Source organism: Hyphomonas atlantica corrig. (assembly GCF_000682715.1).
Lineage (GTDB): Bacteria > Pseudomonadota > Alphaproteobacteria > Caulobacterales > Hyphomonadaceae > Hyphomonas > Hyphomonas atlantica.
The window spans coordinates 104813-116231 of the sequence record NZ_AWFH01000012.1 but is presented as its reverse complement, the minus strand read 5'-3'; the positions used below and the strand labels follow the sequence as shown (position 1 = coordinate 116231).

Sequence of the window (11419 nt, the reverse complement as noted above, 5' to 3'; positions counted from 1 at the left end):
AACTGAGGACTGCCCCGCCCTATCGCGCGCCGCGCCGGCGCACCTTCAACGACCGCTCCACGAAGGCGTCCTCTTCCAGCGTGAACCGCTCCACCAGCCGCGCCAGAAAGGCGGAAAGCTGATCGCGCACTTCATAGGGCGCCTCCATCGGCAGGAAATGCGTCGTCCCGCGCACGGCCTTCATCATCATCGCCGGATAGGTCAGGATCAGCTTTGCCCGCACCTTGTCGGTGATCACGGAATCTCTCGTTGGCCGCAAAATGGTCATCGGGATCTGGTGTTTCTTCACCCGCCGGAGCGCGCTCCACGGACGGTTGCGTTGAGCCGCGAACGTGGCCGACTCCCATTTCGGCTCGCACAAGAGACGCCAGGTCTGCTCGTCACTGTCGATCGGATTGTGGTCAACCCGCTCGATCCCATCCAGAAGATAGTCCGCCAGAAAAGGCTCCCGCCACGTCTTGAACGCCCCGCGACCGGTATAGGATTCCAGCGCTTCGCGAAATGTGCCGAATTCCGCCCGGCGCTTCTTCGCCCGCCGCGCCATGCCGTTCTTCGGCATCAGGAAGGAAATCGGCGTCAGCATATGCTGCCAGAAATAGATCGATTTCGACATGATCACCGGATCAACCAGGATCAGGCCCTTCACCAGGTCCGGGCGCTTGCCCGCCACCATCAGCGCAACGCATCCGCCCATGGAATGCCCCGCCAGGATCACGCCATGCGGCGCTTCCTTTTCCAGCCACTCAATCACATCATCGCGGTGACGCTTCCAGGATTTCATCTGACCCGGCTTTGCCTGCAGCGTCGTGCGGCCATGACCGCGCATATCGAGCGCTGCAACGCGCTGGCGCAGGCCCAGAGGGGCCAGCAGGGATTGATACGTCATCCCGTTGAATCCGGTTGCGTGCAGCCACACCGCCGAAAAGGGCTTGATGGGATCACCGAATTCGATGCCGGCCATCTCTCCGCCGGCTTTGGCTTCATACGTAAAGCGACGCATCAGCCCCTCGATCCAAAGACGCGCCGTAACAGCTCCGTCGTCCGAGCCACAGGATTCTCACGAATTTTCTTCTCCTCGAGGGCCACATAGTGGAACAGCCCATCCAGACCCAGCGACACAGCATGGTCTGTCAAATCATTCTGAAGCGTCGTGGTAACGCCGCCAACGCCATAGCTATTGGCCACCTGTTCAAGAGACGTAAACGCCCCCGCCTCTGCCAGCGAAGATCTGACATAAGGCGTGAACGAAGCCCGCAACTGGCTTTCGGTCTTCGCGCGCAGGAAATCTGTCGCCGCCGTGTCTCCACCGTTCAGGATACGCACAGCATCCTCAATCGTGATCTGCCGGATCGCGCCGAGCACCAGCGTCTTCGCCTCCGGCACAGCGCCCTCAGCGGCGCGGTTCATCCGCAGTTCCAGATCGTCCAACGGGCCGCTTGCCCCGACGCGGGACAGGCCGGACTGGATATCACGATAGGTCTTCGGCAGGGGAATGCGGATTTCAGGATCCCCGAAATACCCATTGGTCTGGCCCAGCTGCGCCGCGACAAGGTTCGTGCCTACCGTCAAGGCTTCGCGCAGGCCCGCATCTATCTCCGCCTGAGTGAGGGAGCTGTCGCCCGTCTGCTGGCTCAGTACCTCGCCCAGCACGCGTCCGAAATCGCCAGAGCTGCCCGTCGTCGCGCAACCTGCCGGCAAGGTTGCCACCGCAATCGCCGCAATCATTACACGCTTCATGGCCTTCTCCTCCACTTTATTCAGAGGACCGTACTCGACTGCGACCCCGAATAGAAGCCACACGAGCGCGGATTCCTGCGACGATCTGCACCTTACGAATGTGTCATCGAAAACTTGTTGACCACGAATGTAGTCATCGCTTACGACTACACCTGTAGTCCAGAGAGGGGTTCTACATATGAAGATTTCTGACGCCGAACTCGAAGTCATGGCCGTGTTGTGGAAACAGCCCGGCCTCGCCGCCGCGGACGTTCACGACGCGCTCGGATCCGAGAAAGACTGGACCAGCCGCACTGTCAAAACACTGCTGGCCCGGCTGGTTGAGAAGGGCGCGCTGAGCACCCAGGAAGACGGTCGGCGCTATCTCTATTTTCCGCTGATTGAGGAAGGCACCTACAAGGCTGGCGCCGCGCGTCAGTTTGTCGATCAGGTCTTTTCCGGACGTGCCGCCCCTCTGGTTGCCCACCTGGCAGATACACGCGGCCTGACCGCTGATGACATCGCGGAACTTGAAAAGCTTCTGGGGGAGTTGAAGAAATGATTTTCGACCTGAACAGCCTCAACATCGGCTACGCCGCGCAGACCATTATCGCGGTGTCGATCCTCATCGCCCTCATCCTGGTTGCGCGAAAGCATGTCGCCCGCCAGTTCGGCGCAGGCGTCACCTATGCCCTGTGGGCCATTCCGGTCGCCCGACTGGTCCTGCCTCCCCTGTCCATGCCCTCGCCGCTGGCGGGTTTCTTCGAGTTCTTCCAGACTCCGATGCCTGCCTCGGCCGGGACGGCTGAAGTTGCCCCTGCACTGTTTCGCTCACCTGAACCTGTAGGCACCGTAACTCATGTCGTCGGGGCTCCGCCTGTCTCAAGCCCGGTCGATTCGAGCCCCCTACTCGATGGCGCACCCGGTCTCGTGGCATTCCCGGAAGTGTCCGATCCGATACTCGGCGGATTGCTGCTCGGCACAATGTTCGCCGTCTGGGTTGGCGGAGCCCTATACATGATCCTCCGCAGCAGCTGGGCACACCACAGCTTCATGAACACGCTGCGCCGCGAGGAAATGGCCCCCTCTCCGGAACTCGCCCGTCTCGCCGAGGAGGTCGCCCGTCAGGTTGGCATGAAGAAGATGCCCAAGGTCTCCACCAGCTTCATCTCGTCAGGCCCCCTCGTCTCCGGCTTGCTGCGTCCAACCGTATTGCTGCCAGCCTGGTTCGAGGACGACTACACCCAAAGCCAGCAACGCGCTGCACTGGCCCACGAGATGACCCATATCAAGCGCGGTGACCTTTGGGCCTTGCAAGTCTCGGAAATCTTTGTCGCCCTGCTCTGGTTCAACCCGCTGGCATACATGGCGCGCCGCGCCTTCCGCACGGACCAGGAGGCCGCGTGTGACAGTGATGTCCTGAAATCCGGCGCGTCCTCGCCGCACGCCTATGGCGAAACGCTCCTCAAGGCTGTGCAGCTCGCCCTGCCGGAGCGCCTGACCGCGGCGGCCAGCCTGCCGCTGACCCACGCCCTCAAGGAAAGAATGATCCGCATGACCACGCCCAGCCCATCCCGCTCCCGCCGCCTCATGGGCGCTGGAATCTCCGGACTGCTGGGAAGCGCGGCCCTGCTCAGCTCGGGTTTCGTAACCTCCGCCTGCGCGTCTGCGGAAGTCGACAACACGGTCGACATGGCAGAACTCGCTGGCGCACCGATGCCGGACCAACCGCGCGCTGCGCCCACTCCCCCGAAGACTCCGACGCCTGGAGATTTCCGTGAGCTGAAATCTTCCAGCAGCCTTCGCGTGGACAGCGGCACAGTCTATGTCGATGGCGAGCAGGTCGAGGATCGTCAGATCGTGATCATTGGCGAGCCCTTCAATGTGAATGTGAAGAACCCCAACATCGAGCGTGAGATCGAAGTCCTCACAGCAAAAATCGAAGCCGAGACGGCTCAGATCAACAAGCTCGTGGAGTCCATGCCGGTGATCGAACTCGCCTTCGACGGCCTCAACGAACAGTTCAATCGCGAGATGGAACTGGCCGTCAGCTTCACCGAAGAAACCATGCCGAAGACGGAAGAAGAATGGGAAGCGTGGGCCGAGAATGTCGAGAGACAGGCCGAGAAATGGGAGATGCATGCCGAAGCGATGGCGGATCGGGCCGAGGCGCAGGCCGATGCCTGGGAACGCAATCTGGAGCCAAAGATCGCCATGCTCGAAGCCCGCATCGAAATGCATGCTGACGAGCTCGAACGCAAGATCGACCTCGCCTATGGCGATGATTTCGAGGACCAGATCGAAAACACCCATATCGCCCTGACAGATCTGGTGGAGGAATGCCGCACGGCTGATCTCGCAACCGGTGAAACCCGCATCCTTGAGAAAAAGACTGATGATGGCGCGGCGAAGAAGGTGAAGATCGCCTGCGTCAAAGGCGGCAAGGGTGCCCTGACTGCCAAGGCCACGATCAAAACGGTGCTCGACAGCGACAAGCTCGATACCGCGGAGAAAAAGGCCTTCAAGAAGCAGGTTCACTCCAAATCGACCCACACGATCACGATCGAAACCGACCAATCCGACGAATAAGAGATTCCGCATGCGCATTGCACGGAATGCATAGGCGGAAGCCCCCGGCGCAGGTCCCATTGCGCCGGGGTTTTTTCTTGCCGCTGAGCAGGCCGTCTTGCGCCGACAGGCTCCGGGATTAGGGTGCCTGTGGGAACACATCGGAGGACGCCCATGAACCGCCTGATCGCCGCGTTTGCACTTGCCACCTGCCCGCTCGCCGCCTGCGTCACCGCACCAGAACCCTGCACGCAGGAATGGGTGGAATACAAGACAGACCACATCCTGGGCGAATTTGCCTCCGACAATCGCGGTCTGATCAATGATCTGAAGCGTATCACCAATGATGAAGGCGATTTGAACACGTTTGCCACGATGCGCCTGATGTCACGTACTGACGACCTGCAGAATTTTGCTGACAGTTTTCAGAATGTCGTGCTGCCGGAACTGGAACTTGCCCTCGTAGAGTGCGGGCAAAGCGAACAGTTCGCCCCTGCGCTGACAGGCTTCCTGCGCGATGAAGGCGTCGACGAGGAGGCGTTGCAATGGGTCGCGCCAATTATCGGCCTGATGCAACAATTGCGTGAAGATGAGGTGGGCAATTCTTCGCAGGTCATGTAAAGCGCGGCCATGAAAACGCTGATTGTTGTTCCCGCCCGCTATGGCTCCACCCGCTTTCCCGGCAAACCGCTGGTTGAGATTGCCGGTCGCACAATGGTCAGCCGTGTCGCTGCGATGGCATCCCGTGCTGCTGCGAAGCTGGATGACGCAGCCAGCATAGTCGCGACCGATGATACTCGCATCTCCGAACACTGCCGAGAGCTCGGCATTGATGTGGTGATGACAGATCCCAACGTGCCCTCCGGCACTGACCGGGCGTTGGCCGCAGTGGAAGCAATGGGCGTGTCTCCGGAAGTCGTCGTGAATCTACAAGGCGATTCCCCGTTCACGCCGCCCTCCCATGTTGTGGCCGTGGCAAAGGCGGCGGCGCAATCCGGCGCTGATGCGGCAACGCCCTATGTCCGCCTCACCTGGCAGGCCCTTGACGATTTCCGCGCGCACAAGAAGACCACGCCCTTCTCTGGGACAACTCTGGCACACGACACATCCGGCCGCGCCCTCTGGTTTTCAAAGAATTTGATTCCAGCGATCCGCAAGGAAGCCGCGCTACGGGAAGCTGGCCCCATGTCTCCCGTATGTCGTCATATTGGTCTTTATGCGTACCGTCTGGATGCGCTGCGGAGATATGTGAAACTGCCGGAGGGTCACTATGAAACTCTGGAGGGTCTTGAGCAGTTGCGGTTTTTGGAAAACGGCATGAGCATTCAATGTGTCGAAGTGGAGCCGGATGCCATCGCCATACCGGGCATTGATGCGCCAGAAGACGTTGCACTGGCAGAACGCCTGATCGCGCAGCATGGCGATCCGCTAGAGGATTAATCGTTTATGGCCCGGCTTATCATCGTTCGGCATGGCAACACATTCGACAAGGGCGATACTGTCACCCGTGTTGGTGGGCGGACGGATCTCCCGCTGTCCTCCTCCGGATTGGCACAGGCGGACGCGCTGGCCGCGCAGTTCAACGCCACTCACTTTGTCGCGGCGTTCTGCTCCCCCCTTGCCCGTACACGCCAGACGGCACGCGCGATAATTGGCATGCGCACCAATTCCCCTGCCCTGATCGTCCTGCCTTTCCTGACAGAAGTTGACTACGGCCCGGACGAAAACCAGCCAGAAGACAAAGTGCTCGCCCGCATTGGTGAGACCGCGCTTGAAGCCTGGGAACGCGATGCGACGCCGCCTGATGGCTGGCTCGTCGGTGGTGATGCGCTGCGCGATGGATGGCGCGGACTGCTCGCGCGCGCAGCAGAACTCGGCGCAGACGACACCGCCCTGATTGTCACATCCAACGGCATTGCGCGTTTTCTGCCGGATGTCGTAGACGCCCAGCCGGAGCAGCTGGACCGAAAACTGAAAACCGGCGCGTGGGGCAGTGTCGAAATCACGCCCGCCGGATCACGCATCACAGAATGGAATTGCCGCCCCTAGGCGACGTCGCGCGCCTTGGCCTCGTCAACCAATTCTCGCGCGCCGGTAATCGGCAGGGTGAAGGCAACTGTCGTGCCCTCGCCTTCGATGGATGACATGATCATCCGTCCACCATGCATTTCAGCAAAAGACTTGGTCAGCGCCAGGCCGAGCCCGGTGCCTTCATAGTTCCGGTCCTTGGTGCCGGAAACTTGTTCAAACGGCGTTGCCAGACGGGGCAGGTCTTCCGCTGGGATGCCGATGCCGGTATCCGTGACGCCGACATAGATTTCCGGCCCCCGCTGTTCGACAGTTACGGTGATCTTGCCGCCCGCATCCGTAAACTTGATGGCATTGGAAACAAGGTTCAGCACCATCTGGCGAATGGCGCGGTGGTCTGCATCGATCTCCGGCAGGTTCGGCTGTGAGTCGAGCTTCATCTCTATTTGCTTGTCCTCGGCCTTGCGGCGGATCATGCGCACCGCGGCATCGACCGGGTCCACCGGGTCGATCGGCTGCGGATCAATCGTCATCTTGCCCGCTTCAATCTTGGCCATGTCGAGGATGTCATTGATCATGTCCAGGAGATGCTGTCCGGATGTCAGGATATCCTGCGCATACCCCTTGTAGCGCTCATCCCCCATCGGGCCATACAGCTCGTTCGAGAGGATCTCGGAGAAGCCGTTGATCGCATTCAAGGGCGTGCGCAGCTCGTGACTCATATTGGCCAGGAAGGCTGATTTTGTGTGTGCGGCATGCTCGGCCTTGGCCTTTTCCTCGGAATACTTCCGGGAAAGCTCCCGCTCGCGCCCCTCTGAGCGTTTCAGCTCCAGCGCAGTCTTCTGCATCTGCGCCTTCTGCTTTTTCAATTCGGCTTCGTTGCGCACATTTTCCGTCACGTCCACGCCGACAGACAGCAGGCCACCATCCAGCGTAGGGCGCTCGACCAGTTTGATCCACCGGTCCGAATTCAGCTCCAGCACGACGGCGCGCTCATCTTCTTTAGACGGATGCTCAGCCCGCAAGGCCCCCGCCCGCGCGATGGCGACCGTATGGTGCGCCATGCCGGGCCGCAATGTTTCTTCCAGTTGGAAATCCGAGGCAAACGCCCGGTTCCAGTACAACAACCGCTTGCGATTGTCCCACAGTGCGAACGGCCCGTTGAAGCCCTCAATCGCCGTGCGCAACCGGCGTTCGGCAGCCTTGACGCGATCTTCTGCCTGTTTGCGCTCAGTGATATCCAGCAGCACGCCGCCATAGACATTGGCACCGGTCTGCGCATTGGTGGTGACGCTTCCGCGCAACTCCATCCAGCGAGGCGGCTGGAAACTGGTCACGAAGCTAGTCTGCACCCAGCCATCCTTGTAGCCAACGCGGAAGGCCTCCTGTACGCGCGCCTGGTGCTCCGGATGTACCTGTTGAAGCAATTCGTCGACGGTGATCACGCCATCCCCGAACATGCCCATCAGTTCAGACGCCGCGTCGCTGAGATAGACCGCGCTGGAATCGTCTGACCATTCCCAATACCCTGCGCGCACGCCCAGCATGACCGGACTCATGAACCGGTCGGCTTCCGCTTCATTTGCGCGCTCGACCAGCGATGCATCTGCCGAGTCCGAGAGACGATTCATCAGGCCCAGAATGACCAGCATCGGCGCGGCAAGCAACAGGCCAAAGATCAGTAACTGGATCAAATCATCCAGCGTAAACAAGGGCATCGTCCGACTGGAACATACCATCAATCCGCTATTGGAGACCGGGGCACATCCTGTCGCGGCGCGGTCCAGCATCGTCAGCGCGCGAAACCCGGTCGCTGGGCGCATGCCGGACAAGCCGGGCACCATCGTACCGGCGCTGAACTGGCCATCCGTTACAAATATCCCATCGCGCCCACTGCTGGCAGGCAGCCATGTGCCCACCGGCGCCATTGCCAGAATGATCTCCCCGTCGGGAGAGTTCGTGGCCACAATCAGGTCTCCCTGACGCGACAGGCCGATCCCGTGGCCGTTCGCCAGCATGGTTTCAGCCACCGGCACAGCGGCGGCCAGTCGGCTGTCGGCGGGGGCCCGTCGTGCATCCTGAAGCGTAGCCACCACATCCACGCCCGGCGTCGCCGATGCAACAGTCGTTCGGGACGCGCCCGTATCCTCGATCAGGCGCATCGCCATTTCTGCCGTGCCCGCATGACCGACCAGGCGCGCAGCGACCGTGCTGGCCTTGGCCTCCAGCGCGGCCAGCAAGCCCTCATCGGCGGTCTGGCGCTCATCCCAGGCCTTCAGGCCCAGCGCACCGGCTAACAGGAGAATGATGGCGACAACGGTCCATTTCAGGCGACGTCGGTCAGGCTCCGCGACTCCTTTTGTCGCGGCGTCCGTATCACCAGGGATGACCGAGTGGGACACCATGTTCTGTGCGCGCCAATTTATCTTAAACCCAAGACTAAACTCAGCTTCTCGGGCGTAATTGTTGCGCAATTCTTAACAAAGAGAAAGAATTCGTTAACCCAAAGCCGGGGTGATTCTGTCCCTAGCCAAGCGCGCGTGAAACGATGTCGGCAGAATTCTTTGACAAATCAGCAGCTTGCAGCCGGCGCAGGCAGGCCTCTGCCTCCGCTTTGGCCTTTGGTTCCAGGCTCCGCCATTGTTCGAATGCGGTCAGAAGCCGAGCGCCAAGCGCGGGGTTCACCTTGTCAGCTTTCAGGATGATATCCTCGACCACACGATAGCCGGAACCATCCGGGGCATGGAAACCGGCCAAATTCTGCATCGCGAAAGCCGCTGCGACTGAGCGTACGCGGTTCGGATTACGCAAATCGAAGGCGGAATGCGCCGCGAGTTTCTCGATGGTGGCCGCATCGCCTGTCCCGGCCTGCACGCCGAACCATTTGTCCATGACGAGCGGATTGGACGTCCATTCTGCTTCAAAGTCCGCCAGCGCCGTCTCGCGAGCCTCGCCGTCAAGACCGGCCAGCCCGCGCAGCGCGGCCAGTTTCTCGGTCATGTTGGTCGCGGCCTTGTAGAGCGACAGGAGACGGTCGCCTGCCTCATCCGCGCCAGACGCCGCCAACAGACCAATCAGCGCCGTGCGGAGGGCGCGTTCGCCTGCTTGCTCTGCCCCCGGATCATAGGCTTGCGTCGATGATTCACCCAACACGCTGTCGGCGAACTGCCTCAGCTTGCCATAGAGCGCTGCTTGAAGCTTCTTGCGCGCCGCATCCAGCGCGACAGGGTCAGCGGGCTGGCGCTCAAGGAACAATTCATTCACATCCGGCAAGCGCGCCAGCAGCGCAGCAAAGGCCGGATCATCCGATGCCCCGGTGACAGCCGCAGCAATCGCATCGACCAGCGCATCGTCTGGCTCGGCCTGCGAACCTTCGGACAAAGCAAGGATTTCCTGTTTGGCGAGCGCCTGCACGGCGTCCCACTGGTTGAACGGGTCCGTCTCCAGACGGATCATTGCCAGTTGCGTTTCACGGTCCAGATTGCGCTTCAGGCGGATCGGCGCTGTGAAGTCCCGATTGATGGATACCAGCGGACGCTCCGATCCTTCGGGAAGGTCGAAGGTCAGCGTCAGTTCTTCATCTTCGAACAGCGTAATCCACTCGGCCATGTTCCCTTCATCATCAATCAGGGCCATTTCCATAGGGATGAGCATGGGTTTCTTGTTGGTCTGGCCCGGCGTTGCCGGCACGCGCTGTTTCAGCGTCACGGCCACTTCGCGGGTTTCCGGGTTCCAGGATTCCTCCACGCTTACTTCAGGTGTTCCGGCCTGCGAATACCAGAGGCGGAACTGGGTGAAATCATCGCCGCTGACCTCTTCGAAGCAGGCATAGAAATCTTCGATCGTGACCGCCTGTCCGTCATGGCGGTCAAAATAAAGGTCCATGCCCTTGCGATAGGTTTCCTCGCCCAGGATCCGGCGCAGCATACCGATGACTTCAGCGCCTTTCTCATACACGGTTGCCGTGTAGAGATTGTCGATCGCGCCATAGGTTTCAGGCCGCACGGAATGCGCCAGCGGGCCTGCGTCTTCGGCAAACTGACGGGCGCGCAGACGGATGACATCCTTGATCCGCTGCACCGGACGCGAGCGCATGTCGGCAGAGAAGTTCTGATCACGGAAGACTGTCAGGCCTTCCTTCAGGCACAGCTGGAACCAGTCACGGCAAGTGATCCGGTTACCCGTCCAGTTGTGGAAATATTCGTGGGCGACAATGCTCTCAATGGCTTCGAAATCCGCATCCGTCGCGCTGGCTTCATCGGCCAGCACATAGGCGGAGTTGAAGATGTTCAGACCCTTGTTCTCCATGGCGCCGAAATTGAAATCCCGCACGGCCACGATGTTGAACACGCCAAGATCATATTCCCGGCCATAGGTCTCCTCATCCCACTTCATCGAGCGCTTGAGGCTGTCCATGGCCCAGGCAGCACGGTCCGCATCGCCCTTGTCGACATGGACGGCGAGGTCGATCACCTTGCCGCTCATCGTGGTGAACTGGTCGCGATAGACATCATAATCCCCCGCGCAGAGCGCAAAGAGATAGGCAGGCTTCTTGTGCGGATCATCCCACACCGCGAAGTGGCGTCCATCATCCACATCACCCGTTTCGCCCGGCGTCCCGTTCGACAGGAGGATGGGGTAGGTTTCCTTGTCCGCCGTCATCCGTACCGTGAAGCGGCTCATCACATCTGGCCGGTCCGGATAGAAGGTGATGCGACGAAACCCGATGGCTTCGCATTGCGTGCAGAAGCGACCACCGGACATGTAAAGGCCCGAAAGGGCCGTGTTCTTCGATGGCGCAATCTCGACTTCCGTCACCAGTGTGAAGGCATTCGGCACGTCCTGAAGGGTCAGCCCGCTTTCGGTCAGCTCATAGGCGCTCTCCGGCAGAGGCGCGCCATCAATTGCGATGGATTTCAGCTCCAGCGCTTCCCCGTCCAGTTCCAGTGCGGCGTCCGCGGCACCCGTGCGCCGGATCTTGAGGTCCGCCCGCACCAGAGTCGCGTCCGGGTGAAGGTCAAACCTGAGGTCCACCTGTTCGATTTCGAACGGATAGGCGGTGTAATCGGACAATTGGACGGCAACGGGGGCTTCAGTGCGCATGTTT

General features: G+C 60.5%; 9 protein-coding genes. 5 read left to right on the top strand and 4 right to left on the bottom strand.

What is annotated here, in order from left to right; genetic code table 11:
• Positions 1-19: 19 nt before the first annotated feature.
• Entirely contained in the window at positions 20-1000 is a 981-nt protein-coding gene (locus HY36_RS07895; RefSeq protein ID WP_035550870.1) for an alpha/beta fold hydrolase, read from the bottom strand.
• Positions 1000-1737, bottom strand: a complete 738-nt coding sequence (locus tag HY36_RS07890) for a DUF4197 domain-containing protein (protein ID WP_035550867.1) — start codon at positions 1735-1737, stop codon at positions 1000-1002. Before HY36_RS07890 ends, HY36_RS07895 begins: the two co-directional genes overlap by 1 nt.
• Before the next feature lie 178 nt (positions 1738-1915).
• On the opposite strand from HY36_RS07890, the gene HY36_RS07885 reads away from it, so the two are divergent.
• The 5 genes from HY36_RS07885 to HY36_RS07865 all read left to right on the top strand — a co-directional run bounded on the left by HY36_RS07885 (position 1916) and on the right by HY36_RS07865 (position 6333).
• Positions 1916-2278, top strand: coding sequence for a BlaI/MecI/CopY family transcriptional regulator (locus HY36_RS07885; RefSeq protein ID WP_035550865.1), 363 nt, complete (start codon positions 1916-1918; stop codon positions 2276-2278).
• Positions 2275-4305, top strand: coding sequence for a M56 family metallopeptidase (locus HY36_RS07880; RefSeq protein ID WP_035550862.1), 2031 nt, complete (start codon positions 2275-2277; stop codon positions 4303-4305). The genes HY36_RS07885 and HY36_RS07880 overlap by 4 nt, the downstream gene beginning before the upstream one ends.
• A 153-nt stretch (positions 4306-4458) precedes the next feature.
• Positions 4459-4905, top strand: a complete 447-nt coding sequence (locus tag HY36_RS07875) for a hypothetical protein (protein WP_035550859.1) — start codon at positions 4459-4461, stop codon at positions 4903-4905.
• Between the two features lie 9 nt (positions 4906-4914).
• Complete coding sequence (gene kdsB / locus HY36_RS07870) at positions 4915-5724, top strand: 3-deoxy-manno-octulosonate cytidylyltransferase (protein ID WP_035550856.1); 810 nt, start codon at positions 4915-4917, stop codon at positions 5722-5724.
• Between the two features lie 6 nt (positions 5725-5730).
• On the top strand, positions 5731-6333 hold the full coding sequence (locus HY36_RS07865) for a histidine phosphatase family protein (RefSeq protein ID WP_035550853.1): 603 nt from the start codon (positions 5731-5733) through the stop codon (positions 6331-6333).
• Here the strand turns inward: HY36_RS07865 and HY36_RS17780 are convergent.
• Both HY36_RS17780 and pepN read right to left on the bottom strand, forming a co-directional pair.
• Entirely contained in the window at positions 6330-8714 is a 2385-nt protein-coding gene (locus HY36_RS17780; protein ID WP_206741167.1) for a sensor histidine kinase, read from the bottom strand. The two genes, HY36_RS07865 and HY36_RS17780, sit on opposite strands and share 4 nt — an antisense overlap.
• A gap of 124 nt (positions 8715-8838) precedes the next feature.
• Entirely contained in the window at positions 8839-11415 is a 2577-nt protein-coding gene (pepN, locus tag HY36_RS07855; protein ID WP_035550851.1) for an aminopeptidase N, read from the bottom strand.
• Positions 11416-11419: the final 4 nt, after the last annotated feature.